The following is a 19,096-nucleotide window of genomic DNA, read 5'->3' as shown; positions in this document are numbered from 1 at the left end:
GCCCGTATCGACCGCTAAGCATTTGCTCTGGCTTTGGCGCTCGACTGCAACCAGGCCTGTCCAATATCGTCCACCGTTCCTTCGAATGCTTCAAAGAACAAGTCGCCAAGATGCGCGGTATCGTCCGTCGCAACTGTGTTGAACTGGCCGCGGTCGTCCAGTCCCATTGCCGTAAGGTGCTTTCGCCACAGCGGTCCGGAGTTGCTCGCCGCTCTCTCGCTCATCTTTTTTGACAGATAAAAGGAAACACCGGTTTCCCATGGCGGGGGTGCCGACTCATGCACTTTGCACACACCTTCAACCTCGATAGGCTGCGATAGACAGCACGCAACCCGGCAGCAATCGTTCCCAACAGGGATCGCGCAGTAACCGATGTGAGGAGTACCTGCATCCAACGATAGCCAATGGCTGTCTCGTTGAACGTTCGTTTTCGGGAAGAAGGGGATCGCTGCACAAGCGTCGATGGTTATTAGCGGCTCGCTGTGGCAAGCTGAAACCTACCGTTTTCTATAGCGACGTGACGCGCATGTTTGACCATATCGGTATGGTCGCTCGTGGTTTGAAATCCAGTGCCCGGCATATACGCGCATATGCTGGCGCCGTTAGACATTCGTCTCGTTGTGAAGCATCGGCTTGCCGTTGACCCGGCATGGGCTGGGTTTGCCACCGGCACGCCGCAATCCCCCTTTTTCGTGATTGCAGCGAAGCTGCATCAAAGTCATTGATGATGTCCTTCTCCGGCACGTGGCCGGACATGGTGGGCGTGAGGCCCGGCGCGACTTGCGTGCCGCACCATGAGCGTCGAGTGAGGCGGAACAGCCCGCGCGGATCATTCGAGGCGCTTCACCGCGAACAAAAGCGCGTGCTGCTCGTTGACGATATACGATTGATAGCGGGCGGGAAGCAACGCGCTGACGGCCTGCCAAACGGGCAGCGCGTCGTGTCCGATGTCTTCCACCACGACCCAGCCGCCGAGCCTCACCTTTTTCAACCCGAATATCAGCGTCTGAATGTTGGCATGCGGAGAGTGCAGACCGTCGTCGATGATGAGATCGCATTCGCCAACCACTGATCCTGCGAGCTGCTCCAAACTGGCTGGATCAGTCTGGTCGACGAAGAACGTCTGGATACGCTCCTCCTCGAAGAGGACCCGGCGGTCGATGTCCGCTCCATAGATCTGCGCGAAAGGGAGAAAATCCCTGAACGCCCTGAGCGATCCGCCCGCCTCGCCTCTGACCATGTATGAAACGGTGTCGGAATGATGGGTGCCGATGCCAATTTCGATCACCGAGCGCATGGCCTCGCGATCCGCAAGTATCGCACCGTACAGATGGTGGTAGCTGTGATGGCTCGACTTGTCGCTGCCTTGAGCGTCGAGGCGCTCCTTCAGCGCGCTTGCGGCCTGGCGTTGTTCGTCGTTGGCCGGAAAGTCGGCGATTTCAATGACGGGCGCCTGCGGCCTTCCGACGTAGGCCGCCAGGTCGCTCAATAGAGGGAGCGTCTGGTTGATCGCATCGACCGTGAGCTTTGCTCTGGCCTTGTAGCTTCCTTCGCTACATGGAATGAACTGCGGGAAAGTGCGCAGCACGTTCATCACGCTGAAATTGCTGAGCCTGCGCTGGGCGGCCCGGGCGTAATGATCGACTACTGCGAAATGCGAGCTGTGAGATTTGCTGGGGGAGCGGGACTCGGTGGTGGCGACGGTATCACGCATGGTCGATCTCCTTCAGTCGGGTAAATCGTGTCGTGCATGGGTTGCAAGCCGTATGAGGTTCACACAAGGCTCGACCATGAACTACTTCGTTGCCCAGCGCAACCCTTGCATTTTTCGGGCCAGCAAAGCGAGGCCCATCACAGTGTTGAGGTCTGAGTTCTTACTGACCTACCTGTGACGTAGAGCCTGTCGACTGGCAGCATGAGCAGCATGCGCGGATCATTCGTCGGAGACTAACGAGTATCCGCTGCATCGATGCTGACGGTGATCTCGCCCGCTTCGCTGCAGGCATGGACGCGTGCCGACTTTGGGGCAGAGCTTCAGGCGGCCGCAGCTGAGATGGCAGGTAGCGCAGGCTGTCCCTACCCCGTATCTGGGACATGGCGTTTCGCAAACATGCCGATTGGCGCTATGAGCAGGAATGGCGTGTTCGCGTCGCACTGCGAGCCGGTGAAGACCCCGGCCCCGGATAGGTAGGCGTGACTGCAACTTCGTCGTAAATCCGCAGATATCACTACCGGGGCAAATGGAACGACAGAAACGCGGCAATAAGTAGGCCAACGAGAAAACTATAAAGCTGCCATACCCAAGGCACGGCCCCAGTGCGCTCCACTTTCGCTGCCGCTTCTTATCTCGATCGAGCAGCTCAAGCCCAGTCATGCTCTTGTTGCAACCAAGCATTGCCGGATATCGCGTCAGTGACGTTGGACTTGGCACGTTCGATCGTGCCCGACTCAATGACGCTGGCCGGTCGCTCCCAATGAGCGAACTTATCGTTCCACTCTTGACGAGTCCGCGGAGAAGTGAATGCCCCTATAAGGTCAGCAAAGGCTGGCCAATGCATTGTTAGATGGAGAGAATTGACCACTCACGACTGATTGCCCGCCTTGTCAGTGTGACTTGCCTGATACGTCTTTGCAGCTATCCAAACCCTGCTTTTCGTTTAGCTCACCATTACGCGAAATAGCATTCTAAATAGCGAGGCACTGCAGCGGAGAGGGCGGGAAAAGCCCTTGCTGCACCCTGCCTTGCGCACGCACAGCCGGGTGTGTGGCTTTCGTTGCAAACGACAGGTCGGGACAGATTGAGTCGCGTTAGAGGGAAGTACAGCGGACCGAAGCAGATGCCAGTTTCCCGCAGTCTACCCGATAGGTTTTGCTCGCCGGGTAACCGTCACTACTACGGATGCGCCAATAGCTACCCTGTTCGCACAGGAACTCATTTGATAGTCATTTGTAGGCCGAGAAAACAAAAAGCCGTTGAATCTCTTTAGATTCAACGGCTTATCATTCAGTTCTGGCGGAGAGACGGGGATTCGAACCCCGGATAGGTTATTAACCTATACACGCTTTCCAGGCGTGCGACTTAAACCGCTCATCCATCTCTCCGCGGGGAGCCGAATTATAGCAAACTTCCCGCCGTCCGCTATAGCCCGCCGCAAACCTCCTACGGATGCCGGATATAGTCCACCAGCGCGACCGTATAAGCGTCCGGTTTGCGATCGATCAGGCTCACGCAAATCGCCACCAGAAAGCCGGCCGGCACCCCGAACACGCCCGAACTGATCGGCTCGATGCCAAACCAGCGGGCGCCGGTGAAACCGGTCATCTGCGTGAAGAACGGATACGTCGATACGATGTAGTAGATGCACACGACGAGCCCGGCCACCATGCCCGCCACCGCGCCGAGCCGCGTCGTGCGTTTCCAGAACACACCGAGAACGAGTACCGGGAACAGGCTCGACGCCGCCAGTGAAAACGCCGCGCCGACCAGGAACAGGATGTTCCCGGTATTGAGCGACGCGACATACGATGCAAACAGCGCTACCCCGAGCAGCAGAATCTTCGAGATCGTCACGCGCCGCTGGCTCGTCGCGGCCGGGTCGACCATGTGGTAGTACACATCGTGCGACAACGCGTTCGCGATCGTCAGCAACAGGCCATCCGCGGTCGACAACGCCGCCGCGAGTGCGCCCGCCGCGATCAGCCCCGACATCACGTACGGCAGCCCCGCGATCTCCGGCGCCGCGAGCACGACCATATCGGGCTGCATCTGGATCTCGCTCCATCGCACGATGCCGTCGCCGTTCGTATCGGCGAGGCTGATCAGGCTCGGCTCGACCTTGCGCCATTGCATCAGCCATTGCGGCAGATCGGCGAAGTGATGGCCAACGAGGTTCGTCAGCATCTCGTACTTGATCAGTACGGCCAGCACCGGCACGGTCAGATAAAACAGCGCGACGAAAAAGAGCGTCCAGCCGACCGAGCGACGCGCCGACGCGACCGACGTCGTCGTGTTATAGCGCGTCAGAATATGCGGCAGGCTCGCGGTACCGAGCGACAGGCACAGCAGCAGCGACAGAAAATTGCGTTCGTGAGTGTTGCGGTCTTCGTCGGCGAGCGCCGGAAACGGCTCGTGCATCGGCACCGGCGCGGCCGCACGCATCAGCATGTCCTCGCGCCGCTGAGTCCAGACGATCCGCGCGGCGGCGGCGTCGCGCGGAAACTGTTCGAGCGCGCGTTCGCGCTCCTTGATGTCGCGCAACGGGCCATTGTGGCGGCGCAGATCCGCGACCTCTTCGCTCAGCCGCCGCTTCTCGTCGGCGAACGATTGCGGCAGTGTATCGAGCCGCATCTGCATCAGCGCGGCGCGGCGCCGGTAGTCGTCGCGCACGCGCTGCTCGAGCGGCGCGTCGCGCACCGCCTTCTCGAGTCCTTCCATGCGCTCCATCAAGCGTCCGTAGCTCACTTGCGGCACCCAGCCGAGGCCGTCCTTATGCGCGATCATCGACACCGGGATCAGGATCGCCGCGATCAGGATGATGTACTGCGCAACCTGGGTCCATGTGACCGCGCGCATGCCGCCGAGAAACGAACACACCAGAATGCCCGCGAGTCCGCAGAAAATGCCAACCGCGAAATCGACGCCGATGAAGCGCGTCGCGATCAGGCCCACGCCCTGAATCTGCGCGACCAGATAGACGAACGAACAGAGGATCGCGGCCAGCGCCGCCAGGCCGCGCACCGCGTTGCTCGAAAAGCGCGTGCCGAGAAAATCGGGAATCGTATAGCGCGCGAGTTTGCGCACATACGGCGCGAGCAGGAACGCGACGAGGCAATAGCCGCCGGTCCAGCCCATCAGATAGGCGAGACCGTCGTAGCCGCTCACGTAGATCGAACCGGCAAGGCCGATGAAGGACGCGGCCGACAGCCAGTCGGCCGCGGTCGCCATGCCGTTGAACACCGACGGCACGCGCCGCCCCGCTACGTAGTACTCGACCAGATCGGACGTGCGCGACAGCACCCCGATCACCGCATACACCGCGATCGGCACGAACAGGAATACATAGCCGATCCACACGCCGGGGCCGGTGGTACGTTCGATGCGCCACATCACGTAGATGAACAGCAGGAAACCGAGCGCATAAAGCGCGTATGAGCGGATCAGCCGATGCGTGAGTTTCATCGCGCTCAGCGTCCGCGCGCGGCCGGCGCGCTCGCGCTGGCGCCATGGGTGGAACTGTCCGTGCAGCCGGTGGCGGCATCGCTCGTCGTGCTCGCCTTCGAATCCGCTTCGAACGCGCGCTGCAACTGGCGGTCGGCACGCTGCATCAGCACGATGTACACGACGATCAGCGCGAGGTAGATCAGGATCGCCCCCTGCGCGCCGAAGTAGAACGGCAGCCTGAAACCGGCGATGCGCGTCGGTGCGAGCGCCGGCGCCATCAGCGGCACGACGAACGACACGATGAAACCCAGCGTCATCAATGTCGCGATCAGCGCGAGGTTGAAACGCCAGTACTTGCGATGCGCGAGCGCCATCGCCGCCGATACCGGTGGCGGTTCGGGCGCGGGATTCAGCGTAGTGCGGGACGAAAGGTGCGGCGCGGTCATGCGCCTATGTATCAAAAAGGCATCGCGCAGGCAATTGGGATTGTCCGCGCGATGCCTTTTTGTCGGAAGCCGTTTGAGCGGGTTGCCAGAATGGGGCTGCCAGCACTGGCGCTCGGCGCATCCCGCACAGGCGCGTATCGGTCGATACGCGCCTGCACACATCAATGACGGACGTTCACCATCCCCTTGGAGCCTGCTTACAGCGACTCGCCAAGCTGGTCGAGAATCGCCGGATTTTCGAGCGTGGAGACGTCTTGCGTGATCGCCTCGCCCTTCGCGAGCGAGCGCAGCAGACGGCGCATGATCTTGCCCGAGCGCGTCTTCGGCAGATTCTCACCGAAGCGGATGTCCTTCGGCTTCGCGATCGGACCGATCTCCTTGGCAACCCAGTTACGCAGTTCGTTCGCGAGTTTCACGGCTTCCTCGCCCTGCGGACGCGGGCGCTTCAACACGACGAACGCGCACACTGCCTCGCCGGTCGTCGCATCGGGCCGCCCGACCACCGCGGCCTCGGCGACGAGCGGATTCGCGACCAGCGCCGACTCGATCTCCATCGTGCCGAGCCGATGACCGGACACGTTGAGCACGTCGTCGATACGGCCCATGATCGTAAAGTAGCCGGTCTGCTTGTCGCGCACCGCGCCGTCGCCGGCGAGATAGAGCCGGCCGCCGAGTTCGTCGGGGAAGTAGCTCTTCCTGTAGCGGTCCGGGTCGCCCCACACGTTGCGGAGCATCGACGGCCACGGACGCTTGATCACCAGAATACCGCCCTGCCCGTTGGGCACGTCCTGGCCGGTTTCATCGACGACCGCGGCCATGATGCCCGGCAGCGGCAGCGTGCACGAACCCGGCACGAGCGGCGTCGCGCCCGGCAGCGGCGTGATCATGTGGCCGCCGGTTTCGGTTTGCCACCAGGTATCGACGATCGGGCAGCGGCTGCCGCCGACGTTCTCGTAGTACCACACCCACGCTTCCGGATTGATCGGCTCGCCAACCGTGCCGATGATGCGCAGCGACGACAGGTCGTAGCTCTTCGGATGCACTTTCGAGTCGGCCTCGGCGGCCTTGATCAGCGAGCGGATCGCGGTCGGCGCGGTGTAGAACAGCGTGACCTTGTGCTTGTGGATCATCTGCCAGAAGCGGCCGGCGTCCGGATAGGTCGGCACGCCTTCGAACACGACCTGGGTGCCGCCGAGCGTGAGCGGCCCGTACGTGATGTAGCTATGGCCGGTGATCCAGCCGATGTCGGCGGTACACCAGAACACGTCGGTGGGCTTCCAGTCGAAGGTCCATTTGATGGTCTGCGCGGCCCACAGCAGATAGCCGCCGGTACTGTGCTGCACGCCCTTCGGCTTGCCGGTCGAGCCGGACGTATACAGGATGAAGAGTGGATGCTCGGCGTCGACCCATTCGGGCTCGCACTGATCCGACTCCGCCTGCGCGAGCTCGTGCATCCACAGGTCGCGCCCTTCGTTCCACGCGACCTTGCCGCCAGTGCGGCGATACACGATCACGCTTTTGACCTTCTCGCAGCCGCCGAGCGCGAGCGCTTCGTCGGCGATGTTCTTCAGCGGCAGGGCCTTGCCGCCGCGCATCTGTTCGTCCGACGTTATCAGCGCGACCGCGCCGACGTCGACCAGCCGCTCGTTGAGCGACTTCGACGAAAAGCCGCCGAACACGACCGAATGCGTCGCGCCGATACGCGCGCAGGCCTGCATCGCGACGACGCCCTCGATCGACATCGGCATGTAGATGACGACCGGGTCCCCCTTCTTCACACCGCGCTTTTTCAGCGCGTTCGCGAAGCGCGATACACGTTGCAGCAGATCGTGGTACGTGACGTTGGTGACCGTGCCGTCGTCGGCCTCGAACACGATCGCAACGCGCTCGCCGTGACCGGCGTCGACGTGACGGTCGATGCTGTTGTATGACGCGTTCAGCTGGCCGTCCGCGAACCACGTATAGAACGGCGCGTTCGATTCGTCGAGCACCTTGGTGAACGGCTTGTGCCAGCTCAGCGTCTCGCGCGCGAGACGCCCCCAGAAGCCTTCGTAATCGCGCTCCGCTTCGGCGGCAAGCGCCCGGTACGCGTCCATGCCGGAGACCGTGGCGCCCTTCGCCGTTTCGGCTGAGGGCGGAAAAACGCGGCTTTCCTGAAGAACCGATTCAATCGCAGACATCGACAACCCCTTGGTGAAGATGAAACGTAAAACCTGTGTCGGCGCGCGTGACGCGCAGCTTGTGCTGTTAGAGCCGCGCTAGCGCGGCGCTGTCTCCCACCTCGGCATGCCGCGGCCCCTATCGGTGCGGCGATGCAACATCCGTTCGTGCAAGCCAGACGGGCGTCCTGGCCCAGTATTCACGCTAACCATAAGCGTTTCAACTTACCGGCCACTTACGCTGATCACCCCGATCGCCAAGCGAAAACCCTTAGCCGCGCACGAGCGGCGCGCCGCGCGCGGTGCCTCGCGCGACTTTGCGCTGCGTTGCGCGCTTTTTCAATGCTAACTGAACTAGCCGTCCGGATTCCAGCTTGAATCGCTACGCCCTGTTTCTCATCACTTCCATCGCGCGGCAGCACATTCGACCGACGCTGTACAATGGCGCGCCCGACGCGAGCTTTGCGGCCTTCACTGAGTTCGCACCGCACCGTCGGCGCCTGGCTTGCGTGCCGGCCGCACATTCGAGCGCGTTGCTCGAACCGTCGCCCGATCCGCCCGCCTGAACCATCTGCGCAGCCGGCATGCCGGCCGGCGCAGTTGTCCACCGCCGTCATCCGCGCTTGTTCTGATCGTTGCCTATGTCCGCTTCGCGACCCGCCCCCGCCCGTCCGCGCCGCCCGATGCGCGCGCTGCCCCATCTGATTTTCATGAGCCGCTGGCTGCAGGTGCCGCTCTATCTCGGCCTGATCGTCGCGCAGGCTGTCTACGTTGTGCTGTTCATCAAGGAAGTCTGGCATCTGGTCACCGCCGCGATGACGCTCGACGAGACCAGCATCATGCTCGTCGTGCTGGGCCTGATCGACGTGGTGATGATCTCGAACCTGCTGATCATGGTGATCATCGGCGGATATGAAACGTTCGTGTCGCGCCTGGGCCTCGACGGTCACCCGGACGAACCGGAATGGCTCGATCACGTGAACGCCGGCGTGCTGAAAGTCAAACTCTCGATGGCGCTGATCAGCATCTCGTCGATCCATCTGCTGAAGACGTTTATCAGCCCCGACCAGAACTCGACCCACACGATCATGTGGCAGGTGATCATCCATGTCGCGTTCCTCGTCTCGGCACTCGTGATGGCGCTGGTCGACCGCCTGACCACGCACACGCATCCCCGACATTTCGAAGAGCCCACCGCATTACACGCGGTGGGCGGTCTCAAAGGTTCCACTCCCATGAAGGCGCAAGACTGACCGCGTTGCACTGCGATCCGCACACAAGCGCCCCTCCCCACTGAGCTAGCCATGACCGTCATCAAACAGGAAGACCTGATTCAGAGCATCGCTGATTCGCTGCAATACATCAGCTACTACCATCCGCTCGATTACATCCAGGCGCTCGGCCGCGCTTACGAGCTCGAGCAGAGCCCGGCCGCGAAGGACGCGATCGCGCAGATCCTGACCAACAGCCGCATGTGCGCCGAAGGCAAGCGCCCGATCTGCCAGGATACCGGCATCGTCACGGTGTTCGTGAAGGTCGGTATGGACGTGCGTTGGGACGGCGCGACGATGGGCGTGACCGAGATGATCAACGAGGGCGTGCGCCGCGGTTATCTGAACCCGGACAACGTGCTGCGCGCATCGATCGTCAGCCCGCCCGAAGGCGCGCGCAAGAACACGAAGGACAACACGCCGGCCGTGATCCACTACGAGATCGTGCCGGGCGACAAGGTCGACGTGCAGGTTGCGGCGAAGGGCGGCGGCTCGGAAAACAAGTCGAAGTTCGCGATGCTGAACCCGTCCGATTCGATCGTCGACTGGATCCTGAAAACCGTACCGACGATGGGCGCCGGCTGGTGCCCGCCTGGGATGCTCGGCATAGGCATCGGCGGCACCGCCGAGAAAGCGATGGTGATGGCCAAGGAATCGCTGATGGATCCGATCGACATTCAGGACGTGATCGCTCGCGGCCCGAAGGACTGGATCGACGAACTGCGCGTCGAGCTCTATGAGAAGGTCAACGCGCTCGGTATCGGCGCGCAGGGTCTCGGCGGTCTGGCCACCGTGCTCGATGTGAAGATCATGGCCGCGCCGACGCACGCCGCGTCCAAGCCGATCGCGATCATCCCGAACTGCGCGGCGACTCGCCACGCGCACTTCACGCTCGACGGCTCGGGCGTCGCGAAGCTCGACGCGCCTTCGCTCGATGCATGGCCGAAGGTGCAGTGGGAACCGAACACGGAAACCAGCAAACGCGTCGACCTCAACACGCTGACGCCGGCGGAAGTGGCTAGCTGGAAGCCGGGCCAGACGCTGCTGCTATCGGGCAAGATGTTGACGGGCCGCGATGCCGCGCACAAGCGCATCGCCGATATGCTCGCGAAGGGCGAGAAGCTGCCGGTCGACTTCACGAACCGCGTGATCTACTACGTCGGCCCAGTCGACCCGGTACGCGACGAAGCGGTCGGCCCGGCAGGCCCGACCACCGCGACGCGGATGGACAAGTTCACCGAGACGATGCTCGCGCAAACCGGTCTCATTTCGATGATCGGCAAGGCCGAGCGTGGCCCGGTTGCAATCGAGGCGATCAAAAAGCACAAGGCGGCGTATCTGATGGCCGTGGGCGGCGCCGCGTATCTGGTGTCGAAGGCGATTCGCAGCGCGAAGGTGCTGGCGTTCGAAGACCTCGGCATGGAAGCGATCTATGAGTTCGATGTGCAGGACATGCCGGTGACGGTCGCGGTCGATTCGAACGGCACCTCGGTGCACCAGACCGGCCCGAAGGAATGGCGGGCGAAGATCGGCAAGATTCCCGTCGCCACCGTTTGATACGCCGCTAGCGTCGGCAAAAGCCTGTCAGCAAGTGAGAAGCCGGGGCTGCGGTCCCGGCTTTTTTATTGCCGTGCGCCATGCAGGAGCCGTTCGGCGCGCGAAGCTCAACGCAATGCGGCCCGGCGATGCCAAAAGTTGTGCCGGTTTTCTTGGCTTTTTCAGGTATGGCGTTTATTGTTGTTGGAAATTCAAGGTCCGAGAAAAGGAAATAGCATGCAAGGCGATAAGAAGGTCATCGAATATCTGAACGCGCAGCTCAAGAACGAGCTGACCGCGATCAACCAGTACTTCCTGCATGCGCGGATGTACCGCCATTGGGGCCTCGAAAAACTCGGCAAGCATGAATACGATGAGTCGATCGGCGAAATGAAGCACGCCGACATGCTGATCGAGCGCATCTTCATGCTCGACGGTCTGCCGAATCTGCAGGATCTGCACAAGCTGCTGATCGGCGAGGAAACCAAAGAGATCCTCGAATGCGATCTGAAGCTCGAACAGATTTCGCAAAACACCTGCAAGGAAGCGATTGCCTATTGCGAATCGGTTCGCGATTTCATCTCGCGTCAAATCTTTACGACGATTCTCGACGACACCGAAGAACATATCGACTGGCTCGAAACCCAGCTCGATCTGATCGACAAGGTGGGTATTCAGAACTATCAGCAAAGCGCGATGGGCTCGGTCGAATCGTGATCGGGCTACACGTCAGATTGGCGTGCGGCGGCGCAATCGCCCGGCGCGCGAGCAACGCGCAACCGCACTGACGCATCGGCCGATGAGTTCGCGCTGAAGCGCGCCGCACGGCGATATACTTGCGCACGGTTTAGCGCACTGTCTGACGCATTAACTGGTTTTGTTGTCTTGTCGAACGTCGAATCACGTACGTCTTCCACGCCTATGCCCGCAACCTCGCCGTCCCCGACTATCCGGCCTTTCACTGGTGGCGCCGCGGCGCAGGCGCCGATCGGCATTTTCGATTCGGGGCTCGGCGGTCTGTCCGTGCTGCGGGCGGTGCGCGCGCAACTGCCTGACGAAGCGATGCTGTATGTCGCCGACTCGCTGTACGCGCCGTACGGCGAACGCGACGACGACTTCATCGCCGACCGCACGCTTGCGATCGGCGAATGGCTGGTGCAACGCGGCGCGAAGGCGTTGGTGGTTGCGTGCAACACGGCTACCGCGCAATCGATCGCGCTGGTGCGCGAAAAGCTGCGGATTCCGCTGATCGGCGTCGAACCCGGTATCAAGCCCGCGGCGCTGCAATCGACAAGCCGCGTCGCCGGCGTGCTCGCGACGCAAGCCACACTGCGCAGCGTCCGCTTTCAGGGATTGCTCGAACGTTACGCCGCCGACTGCGGCTTTCTGTGCCAGCCGGGCCATGGGCTCGTACAGGCCGTCGAGCGCTGCGACGTCGGCTCGCCCGAGCTGCGCGCGCTGCTGCGCGGCTATCTCGAACCGATGCTCGACGCGGGCGCCGACACGCTCGTGCTCGGCTGCACCCACTACCCGTTTCTCGATGCGGCGATCCGCGATATCGTGGGCGATCGGCTTGCGCTGATCGACACCAGCGTCGCGATCGCTCGCCAACTCGAGCGCGTGCTGGAGCAACACGGCGCGCGCGCCGCCCCACCTGCGGCCGGCACTCCGCTGCCACGCTTCTATTCCACCGATGATGGCGTTCATCTACAACGGCTCGCTGCGACGCTGGTGCACATCGACGCCGCCGTCGAACAGGTGTTGATCCCGTCGCCGCGCACCGCCGAGCGGGATTCGCGCGCGGCGTAGAGTCGGAGGTCGCGCGGAAGCTTCCGTCGGGCTTTCGCGAACGCTTGCGCCTCGCTCTGAGACGCCTTTCGCCGCGGCTTCCGGCTGCTCGCCCGCACCGGGCTCGCGCTTTTGCCGCGCTCCCGACAGCACACGTGCGGTCCTCTCGTCCTGAGCCAACCCTTCTAAGAGGCCGGTTTTGTTACAAAAAATCGCTCAGGGTGCTTGCCAAACGGCCTAAACATAATGATAATAATTCGCATTAACGTTAGCCCTGACGCCTGCCATGATTGTCTGTGTCTGCAAATCCGTTTCCGACCGCACAATCCGCTCCTCGATCGCGGACGGTATCGATTCATTCGACGAGTTGCAGTTCGAACTCGGGGTCGCCTCGTGCTGCGGCAAATGCGAGGAGTCGGTGCGCGACGTGATGCTGCAAAGCGGTGTGTGCGCGAGCCGCTGCGGCGCGGTCGAGCACCAACCTGTGCAGACCGTCGCGCAGGTGGTGCAGGTCACGTTCTACGAGCGCAAGGCAGCCTGACCCAGCTTTCGGGACACGCTGCGAGCCGTTGCGAGGTTGTTCCAACGTTCATACCCGGGTCCGCATCAAATGTGACTTCCCGTGTGCGACCGAAAATGTAACTTCTGATGTGAGAGCGGACGTGCCGCTTTTCTGCCACATATTTGCCTTACCTTCGCGCTAGGTTATCCCACTGCCGTCAGCAAGCCAGTATTCGTACCAGCCAGCCGCGCCGCTCAGCCGTTTTAAGGAGTTCGAGATGGAATTGCTGACTGGTTTCGTGACTACCCTGTTCATTTCGCTGCTGATTTTCCGAACATGACGATGTCCTGTCTGACGTGCCGCGCGAGCGGCGCGCTGCCACGCTAACATGCAGGCTCCTCACCCCGTCCCCGCCGGCGCTCCGCTGGCTTCACGTCCCCGTACGAATCCCCGCGCGCTGACCGCTACCGCCGTGGTGGCGGCGATTCACGTCGCGTTGCTGGCCTTCATCATCACGCTGCGTCACGACCCGGTGCAGCCGGTGCTCGAATCGCACGTGATGACCGCCGAGCTCCTGCCGCCCGCGCCGGTGGCCGCGCCCGCGCTGCAATCGATCGCACCGCCGCCCCCGCGGCCGGCGCCGCTGGTTCATACCAAGCCGAAGCTGCAGCCGAAGCCCGCCCCAACGCCCAAGTCCACGCCCGTTCCGTTGCCGCAAGCGGCCGCGCCCTCGCCGACACCGATCCCGGCGCTCGATCCGACACCGCCCGCGCCCGCCGCGCCGGCGGCTCCGCCGGCCGCGGCGGCACCCGCGATCGGCAAGGAAACGATGGACATCGCCGCGCCGAAGAACGTCACGCATCTCGACTGCAACATCGCCAAGCCTGATTACCCGGCGCTGTCGCGGCGGCGCGGCGAAACCGGCACCGCGTACGTGAAGTTCGTGGTCGGACTGAGCGGCAGGCTCGAGAACATCGAACTCAAGAAGACAAGCGGCTTCACCCGTCTCGACGACGCCGCGCTCGCCGCCGTGCATGCGAGCACGTGCAAGCCTTACATGGAGAACGGCCAACCAGTTCGCGCCGCATATACCCAGCCTTACAACTTCAATCTGGACGATTGAAGCGGATTTCAAAAAAAGGAATTGCAATGCAAAACTACGGATTGGCGCACGTGTGGGCGCAAGGGGATTTCGTGACGCGCGGTATCGCGCTCACGCTGCTGATCATGTCGGTGCTGTCGTGGAGCGTGATTGTCATCAAAGGCTGGAACGTGATGCGTCTGAAGCGTCTCACGAAGGACGCCGAACAGTCGTTCTGGCACTCCGACGATCTCGCCGACGGGGTGCAGAAACTCGGCGGCGGTTCATCCTCGCCGCAGGACAATCCGTTCCTCGCGCTCGCGCTGTCGGGCCAGGAAGCGGCCGACCATCATCACCAGACGCAGCCGCATCTGCACGACCGCATGGATGTGTCGGACTGGGTTACGCGCTGCCTGAAGGACACGATGGACGAAAGCGTCGCGCGCATGCAGAGCGGGCTCGCGATTCTTGCGTCGATCGGCAGCACCGCACCGTTCGTGGGTCTGTTCGGTACCGTGTGGGGCATCTATCACGCGCTGCTCGCGATCGGCGCAAGCGGTCAGTCGTCGATCGATCAGGTTGCCGGCCCGGTCGGCGAAGCGCTGATCATGACGGCGTTCGGTCTGTTCGTCGCGATTCCGGCGGTGCTCGGCTATAACGCGCTGACGCGCGCGAACAAGGCGCTCGTCGCGAAGCTGAGCCGCTTCGCGCACGGCCTGCACGCGTTCTTCGTGACGGGTGCGCGCCTGTCATCGTCCAGACGCGACGGTCTGCGTCTCGCGACCCGCGCCAACGCCAATTGATCGACGAGGCATTCCGATGGCAATGAGCCCCTTCGCCGGCGACGATGACGACGGCCTGATGAACGAGATCAACATGACGCCGCTCGTCGACGTGATGCTGGTTCTGCTGATCGTCTTCATGGTAACGATCCCGGTGATCCGTCATGCGGTGAAGATCGATCTGCCGCACGCGAGCAGTCAGAAAGAGGACACGAAGCCCGCGCAGGTGACCGTGTCGATCGATGCTGACGGCGACGTGCTGTGGGACAACAGCAAGGTCGACGACGCGGCACTGGCGCAGAAGATCGCGCAGGCCGCGCAGGCGAGCCCCCAGCCGGAACTGCATCTCGATGCGGACCGCAAGGTGCCTTACGAGAAGGTCGCGCAGGTGATGTCGGCCGCGCAGGCCGGTGGCCTAACGAAGATCGGTTTCGTCACCCAGCCCAAAGCGAAGTAATTGGCGGGCCAAAAAGTAAAGGCCTTCATCGTCAGATGAAGGCCTTTTTTGTGCGCGCTCGGCGCATTCGGGCGGCGGGATCATTTGCCATCGGCCGAAGACTGATAGCTCGTATCACCGCATGCGACGGCCGTGGTCGACACGGACAGCGCGGTCAGCCCTATCAGGCCCGCTATGATAGCGGCCATGAGTTTTCGCATAAGAGACTCCTTAGCGAAAGGGATTTCAATATAGGCCCGCGCGCGCATGCATTCAAGCAAACCGCCATTGAAAGTAATGATGACAGGCGACGCTTAAATGCTAAAAACGATTTGCGGCGCGCGTCATGACGCGGCGGCGGCAACGTCCGCGAGCGAGCGCTGCTTCGCCGGCTGTTCGTCGCGCACCGGACACTCGCCCGTGATGTGCTTGCCGTCGTCTGGATCGAGCATCTCGACCAGATAATCGACGAACGCGCGTACCGCCGGCACCATCCCCTGCCGCGACACGAACACCGCGTATAGCTGCGGCGTCGGGAAGGTCCAGCCCGGCATGACCGGCGACAACTGCCCTGATCTCAATGCGGCGCCATACATCATCTCCGGCAACGCGGCGATACCGACGCCGGCGAGTGCCGCCTCGCGAATCGTCATCAGATCAGCGCTCACGAGGCGCGGTTCGTGTTCGTGCGCGTGGCGCGCACCGTCCGGCGAGATCAGGTTGTACACATGGCGGCCGTCGCCCGTCGGCACATCGAGCGTTTCGAAGCGGTTCAGATCGGCCGGCCTGAGCGGCGGTGCATTCTGCTGCAACAGGCTCGGTGCGCCGACCAGCATCTGCTGCGTACGCCACAGAGGCCGCACGACGATGTTGGCGTTTTCCGGCGGATCGGACCGCACGCGCAACGCGACGTCGATCGAATCCTCGAACAGATCGACCACGCGGTTCGTCACGCGCATCACGACGCGCACCTCCGGATAGCGGTGCATGAATTCCGGCAGGATGATCGACAGGATCGTCTGCGAGACCGTGACCGGCACGCTTACACGTACCGTCCCGCGCGGCGATGAGCGTAACTGCTGCACAACATTGACCGCCGCCTGCGCCTCGCTCAGCATCGCCTGACAGTGCTGATAGAACAATTGGCCCGCTTCGGTCAGCGCAAGCTTGCGCGTGGAGCGCTGCAACAGGCGCACACCGAGCGATGCTTCGAGTTCGGTCAGCCGGCGCGACAGCCGCGACTTCGAGATGCCCAGCACCCGTTCCGCCGCGGAAAAGCCCCCGTGCTCCACGACCTGCGAGAAATACATCAGATCATTGAGGTTATGCGAATCGATCTTCATCTCATCGTTCCATTATCAGAACAATCCATTGCCAAACGCCGGCTGGAATGTCGAAAAACGGTCCCTATAATAGCCCCACGTTTCAAAAATAATGCTATTCCCCATTTTTCGAGGTGATATTGATGAGCACGTCACGCACGATCGAACGCACCTTTCCCGCGATTCGCACGACGGAAGGCGGCGGCTTTATCGTCCACCGTCCGTTTCCGACGCGTCTGTTGATGGATTTCGATCCGTTCCTGCTGCTCGACGAAATGGGACCGGTCGACTATGCGCCTGGCGAGGCCAAGGGCGCGCCCGATCATCCGCATCGCGGGTTCGAAACGGTCACCTATGCGCTTGAAGGCCAGTTCGGTCACAAAGATTCGGCGGGCCATTCCGGCACGCTGCGCGCGGGCGACGTGCAGTGGATGACCGCCGGCGCAGGCGTCGTGCATAGCGAGATGCCGGATCCGGAATTCACGCGCACGGGCGGCCGCGTGCATGGTCTGCAACTGTGGGTGAACCTGCCGCGCCGTGACAAGATGATTGCGCCGCGCTACCAGGAAATCCCGTCTGCGCGTATTCCGGTCGCGACGTCCGAAGACGGCAAGGTGAGCGTAAAAGTGATCGCTGGCGAGGCGCTCGGCGTGAAAGCCGCGATCGAAACGCGCACGCCGATCCTGTATCAGCATTTCTCGCTGCAGCCGGGCGCGACGATCCGCCAACCGGTGCCGGCCGACTATCGCGTATTCGCTTATGCGCTATCCGGCACGGGCCTGTACGGTGAAGGCGATGCGCGTCAGGAAATCAATGCACGGACGATGGTCGTCTTTAACGACGACGGTGATGCCGTCACGCTCTGCGCTGGCAAGGAGCCGCTCGAGGTGCTGCTGCTCGGCGGCGTACCGCTGAAAGAGCCAGTGGTGCGCTACGGTCCGTTCGTGATGAACACCGAGGACGAAATCCGCCAGGCAGTGGTCGACTATCAGGCGGGGCGGATGGGTGCGATTACGCACTGAGGTCGGGGACGCCTGCAGCTGCGCCCGTCGCTCGCCAGGCACCCGTAAGCAGTCGCTCGCGCACCGCAGACCTTTACGGACGCCCGATCGCTCGTCCTGGGGCGCGAGCACAGTCAAATTCGTTCACAATAACGGCTCCTGTTGCGCGGCGCGAACTCGATCCCGACGAGCCGCGGCGCGCGACGCTTTTTAGGTCCCCCGCACAGGAACGCGCATGGCAGAGTCCACCGTCACCGCCCACACCGGCTCGACGAACTTCGAGGTCATCTTTGACGACGGCAAGCACACGTGGGTCGCCGACGAACCGGAATCGCTCGGCGGCGGCGACCGCGGCCCGACACCGGTATCGCTGCTACTGTCGAGCCTCGGCGCCTGCACGTCGATTACGCTGAAGATGTACGCGCAGCGCAAAGGCTGGTCGCTCCAGAACGTCCGCGTCACACTATCGATGGAAACCCGCGACGCGGGCTCGGTCATCGACCGCCAGATCCTCCTCGAAGGCGAGCTGTCCGACGAGCAGCGGGAACGGCTCTTGCAAATCGCCAATGCGTGTCCGGTGCACAAGATCCTCACCCATACGATCTCGATCCGCTCCGCGCTCGCCGTCGCTTGACGAAGCGCGGCCGCCGGTGCGCTAACGGTGCCGCGTACCGCAACACGCGGGATTGCAACTTTTTACAGGACGCAGTCGTCTTGAATTTCGAACATCTCATCCAGATCAACGATCCGCTGAATCCCCTGGTCGAATCGATGACCCGCGATCAGCTATGGGAAGGGCTCGTGCTGCGCGCCGAGCAGCCGCAGTTGTTCGTGATCGGCCTCGATAGCTGCACGATTCTGTCGCGCGAGGGCAATGTGCTCGAGCGCGAACTCCACTATGGCCAGGCGACCGTGCGCGACCGTGTCACGTTGCAGGAAAGCCAGAGCGTGCGTTACGACATTCAGCAAACCGCGGACTACGTCGGCGGCTCGCTAACGATGACGATCGAGCAGCCAGATGAGCTGCAGCTGTTCCTGCGCTTCGAGTACGCGACCACGCTGCCGGTGTCGACGACTGATCAGGACGCCGTGCAGACGCAGGAGATCGTCAAATCCGCGTATCGCGAGAACGACATCGACACCGTTCGGCTGATCCGCCAGTTCGTGGCGACCCGGCAGGACCTTGGGCCGTTGCACTGAAATACCGCGCGGGCACCTGCCCAAGCCTTTGCCGTGCCCAAGACGAGCCGTGCCGTCGCTTACGTGTCGCTCACTCGTTCACCTATCAGAAGTCTAATCCGATGAATTCCTCGCACTTGTAAATAGGAATGGTTATCATTTAAAATCGTTTCATTGAATCGACGAACAAGTTAAAACCAATGGCCGATCTCACCCGCCCGTCCACGCTCAGCCTGCGCCGCCCGACGGCGGCCGCCCTGACCAGCCGTTCGAAACCATCGACGGCGTCGGCACCCGCCGTGAAACCCGCCACCGAGCGCGCGAAAGGCACGGGCGAGACAGCGGAGCGGATGTTGCGCAGCGAAGCGCTGCTGCAAGGCCATAGTCACATCAGCATCGTGCACAACGGTGAAACGTATCAGTTACGCGCCA

General features: G+C 62.3%; 18 protein-coding genes and 1 tRNA gene. 12 read left to right on the top strand and 7 right to left on the bottom strand.

Going from position 1 to position 19,096, the window contains the following annotated elements; translation table 11 throughout:
• Positions 1 to 14: 14 nt before the first annotated feature.
• The 6 genes from VGH68_RS07770 to acs form a co-directional block, all read right to left on the bottom strand.
• A complete protein-coding gene (locus VGH68_RS07770; protein ID WP_331602986.1) occupies positions 15 to 167 on the bottom strand; it encodes a hypothetical protein in 153 nt (50 codons plus the stop codon).
• 662 nt (positions 168 to 829) lie between these two features.
• On the bottom strand, positions 830 to 1,714 hold the full coding sequence (locus VGH68_RS07765; RefSeq protein WP_331602984.1) for a hypothetical protein: 885 nt from the start codon (positions 1,712 to 1,714) through the stop codon (positions 830 to 832).
• Between the two features lie 1,297 nt (positions 1,715 to 3,011).
• Positions 3,012 to 3,102 (bottom strand) — tRNA-Ser (locus VGH68_RS07760).
• Positions 3,103 to 3,160: 58 nt separating this feature from the next.
• The gene (locus tag VGH68_RS07755) at positions 3,161 to 5,179 is read right to left on the bottom strand and encodes a sodium:solute symporter family protein (protein WP_331602983.1); all 2,019 of its coding nucleotides are present in this window, start codon (positions 5,177 to 5,179) and stop codon (positions 3,161 to 3,163) included.
• A gap of 5 nt (positions 5,180 to 5,184) precedes the next feature.
• Complete coding sequence (locus VGH68_RS07750; RefSeq protein ID WP_331602981.1) at positions 5,185 to 5,607, bottom strand: DUF4212 domain-containing protein; 423 nt, start codon at positions 5,605 to 5,607, stop codon at positions 5,185 to 5,187.
• 197 nt (positions 5,608 to 5,804) lie between these two features.
• Positions 5,805 to 7,787, bottom strand: coding sequence for an acetate--CoA ligase (acs, locus tag VGH68_RS07745; RefSeq protein ID WP_331602980.1), 1,983 nt, complete (start codon positions 7,785 to 7,787; stop codon positions 5,805 to 5,807).
• A 662-nt stretch (positions 7,788 to 8,449) separates the two neighbouring features.
• Between acs and VGH68_RS07740 the strand changes: the two genes are divergently transcribed.
• From VGH68_RS07740 to VGH68_RS07705, 8 genes are all read left to right on the top strand, one after another.
• Positions 8,450 to 9,019, top strand: a complete 570-nt coding sequence (locus VGH68_RS07740; RefSeq protein ID WP_331602979.1) for a TIGR00645 family protein — start codon at positions 8,450 to 8,452, stop codon at positions 9,017 to 9,019.
• Positions 9,020 to 9,070: 51 nt separating this feature from the next.
• Complete coding sequence (locus VGH68_RS07735) at positions 9,071 to 10,594, top strand: fumarate hydratase (protein ID WP_331602978.1); 1,524 nt, start codon at positions 9,071 to 9,073, stop codon at positions 10,592 to 10,594.
• Positions 10,595 to 10,810: 216 nt separating this feature from the next.
• On the top strand, positions 10,811 to 11,290 hold the full coding sequence (gene bfr / locus VGH68_RS07730; RefSeq protein ID WP_331602977.1) for a bacterioferritin: 480 nt from the start codon (positions 10,811 to 10,813) through the stop codon (positions 11,288 to 11,290).
• A gap of 204 nt (positions 11,291 to 11,494) precedes the next feature.
• Positions 11,495 to 12,382 carry a glutamate racemase gene (gene murI / locus VGH68_RS07725; protein WP_331602976.1) on the top strand — a complete coding sequence of 296 codons (888 nt, stop codon included), beginning with the start codon at positions 11,495 to 11,497 and terminating at the stop codon, positions 12,380 to 12,382.
• Between the two features lie 265 nt (positions 12,383 to 12,647).
• The gene (locus tag VGH68_RS07720) at positions 12,648 to 12,902 is read left to right on the top strand and encodes a (2Fe-2S)-binding protein (protein WP_331602975.1); all 255 of its coding nucleotides are present in this window, start codon (positions 12,648 to 12,650) and stop codon (positions 12,900 to 12,902) included.
• A gap of 349 nt (positions 12,903 to 13,251) precedes the next feature.
• Positions 13,252 to 13,986 carry a TonB family protein gene (locus VGH68_RS07715; RefSeq protein WP_331602973.1) on the top strand — a complete coding sequence of 245 codons (735 nt, stop codon included), beginning with the start codon at positions 13,252 to 13,254 and terminating at the stop codon, positions 13,984 to 13,986.
• A 26-nt stretch (positions 13,987 to 14,012) separates the two neighbouring features.
• A complete protein-coding gene (locus VGH68_RS07710) occupies positions 14,013 to 14,747 on the top strand; it encodes a MotA/TolQ/ExbB proton channel family protein (RefSeq protein WP_331602972.1) in 735 nt (244 codons plus the stop codon).
• Positions 14,748 to 14,763: 16 nt separating this feature from the next.
• Complete coding sequence (locus tag VGH68_RS07705; RefSeq protein WP_331602971.1) at positions 14,764 to 15,183, top strand: biopolymer transporter ExbD; 420 nt, start codon at positions 14,764 to 14,766, stop codon at positions 15,181 to 15,183.
• A 323-nt stretch (positions 15,184 to 15,506) separates the two neighbouring features.
• Here the strand turns inward: VGH68_RS07705 and VGH68_RS07700 are convergent, their stop codons facing one another.
• Positions 15,507 to 16,505 carry a LysR family transcriptional regulator gene (locus tag VGH68_RS07700; protein ID WP_331602970.1) on the bottom strand — a complete coding sequence of 333 codons (999 nt, stop codon included), beginning with the start codon at positions 16,503 to 16,505 and terminating at the stop codon, positions 15,507 to 15,509.
• Positions 16,506 to 16,627: 122 nt separating this feature from the next.
• On the opposite strand from VGH68_RS07700, the gene VGH68_RS07695 reads away from it, so the two are divergent.
• From VGH68_RS07695 to hemP, 4 genes are all read left to right on the top strand, one after another.
• Entirely contained in the window at positions 16,628 to 17,506 is an 879-nt protein-coding gene (locus VGH68_RS07695) for a pirin family protein (protein WP_331602969.1), read from the top strand.
• A 214-nt stretch (positions 17,507 to 17,720) separates the two neighbouring features.
• Entirely contained in the window at positions 17,721 to 18,119 is a 399-nt protein-coding gene (locus VGH68_RS07690) for an OsmC family protein (RefSeq protein ID WP_331602968.1), read from the top strand.
• Between the two features lie 80 nt (positions 18,120 to 18,199).
• The gene (locus tag VGH68_RS07685) at positions 18,200 to 18,685 is read left to right on the top strand and encodes an SRPBCC family protein (protein ID WP_331602967.1); all 486 of its coding nucleotides are present in this window, start codon (positions 18,200 to 18,202) and stop codon (positions 18,683 to 18,685) included.
• 179 nt (positions 18,686 to 18,864) lie between these two features.
• Positions 18,865 to 19,096: hemin uptake protein HemP (gene hemP, locus VGH68_RS07680; protein WP_331602966.1), on the top strand; the 232-nt coding region annotated here is incomplete at its 3' end.

Source organism: Paraburkholderia sp., from assembly GCF_036488505.1.
In the GTDB taxonomy this organism is placed as follows: Bacteria; Pseudomonadota; Gammaproteobacteria; order Burkholderiales; family Burkholderiaceae; genus Paraburkholderia.
The sequence above is the reverse complement of the archived record's forward strand: the minus strand, read 5'-3'. Positions and strand labels throughout refer to the sequence as shown.

What these genes read in the sequence shown, in the direction of transcription:
- VGH68_RS07770 (WP_331602986.1), bottom strand. Translation starts at nt 167, where the DNA reads ATGGGACTGGACGACCGCGGCCAGTTCAACACAGTTGCGACGGACGAT.
- VGH68_RS07765 (WP_331602984.1), bottom strand. Translation starts at nt 1,714, where the DNA reads ATGCGTGATACCGTCGCCACCACCGAGTCCCGCTCCCCCAGCAAATCT.
- VGH68_RS07755 (WP_331602983.1), bottom strand. Translation starts at nt 5,179, where the DNA reads ATGAAACTCACGCATCGGCTGATCCGCTCATACGCGCTTTATGCGCTC.
- VGH68_RS07750 (WP_331602981.1), bottom strand. Translation starts at nt 5,607, where the DNA reads ATGACCGCGCCGCACCTTTCGTCCCGCACTACGCTGAATCCCGCGCCC.
- acs (WP_331602980.1), bottom strand. Translation starts at nt 7,787, where the DNA reads ATGTCTGCGATTGAATCGGTTCTTCAGGAAAGCCGCGTTTTTCCGCCC.
- VGH68_RS07740 (WP_331602979.1), top strand. Translation starts at nt 8,450, where the DNA reads ATGCGCGCGCTGCCCCATCTGATTTTCATGAGCCGCTGGCTGCAGGTG.
- VGH68_RS07735 (WP_331602978.1), top strand. Translation starts at nt 9,071, where the DNA reads ATGACCGTCATCAAACAGGAAGACCTGATTCAGAGCATCGCTGATTCG.
- bfr (WP_331602977.1), top strand. Translation starts at nt 10,811, where the DNA reads ATGCAAGGCGATAAGAAGGTCATCGAATATCTGAACGCGCAGCTCAAG.
- murI (WP_331602976.1), top strand. Translation starts at nt 11,495, where the DNA reads ATGCCCGCAACCTCGCCGTCCCCGACTATCCGGCCTTTCACTGGTGGC.
- VGH68_RS07720 (WP_331602975.1), top strand. Translation starts at nt 12,648, where the DNA reads ATGATTGTCTGTGTCTGCAAATCCGTTTCCGACCGCACAATCCGCTCC.
- VGH68_RS07715 (WP_331602973.1), top strand. Translation starts at nt 13,252, where the DNA reads ATGCAGGCTCCTCACCCCGTCCCCGCCGGCGCTCCGCTGGCTTCACGT.
- VGH68_RS07710 (WP_331602972.1), top strand. Translation starts at nt 14,013, where the DNA reads ATGCAAAACTACGGATTGGCGCACGTGTGGGCGCAAGGGGATTTCGTG.
- VGH68_RS07705 (WP_331602971.1), top strand. Translation starts at nt 14,764, where the DNA reads ATGGCAATGAGCCCCTTCGCCGGCGACGATGACGACGGCCTGATGAAC.
- VGH68_RS07700 (WP_331602970.1), bottom strand. Translation starts at nt 16,505, where the DNA reads ATGAAGATCGATTCGCATAACCTCAATGATCTGATGTATTTCTCGCAG.
- VGH68_RS07695 (WP_331602969.1), top strand. Translation starts at nt 16,628, where the DNA reads ATGAGCACGTCACGCACGATCGAACGCACCTTTCCCGCGATTCGCACG.
- VGH68_RS07690 (WP_331602968.1), top strand. Translation starts at nt 17,721, where the DNA reads ATGGCAGAGTCCACCGTCACCGCCCACACCGGCTCGACGAACTTCGAG.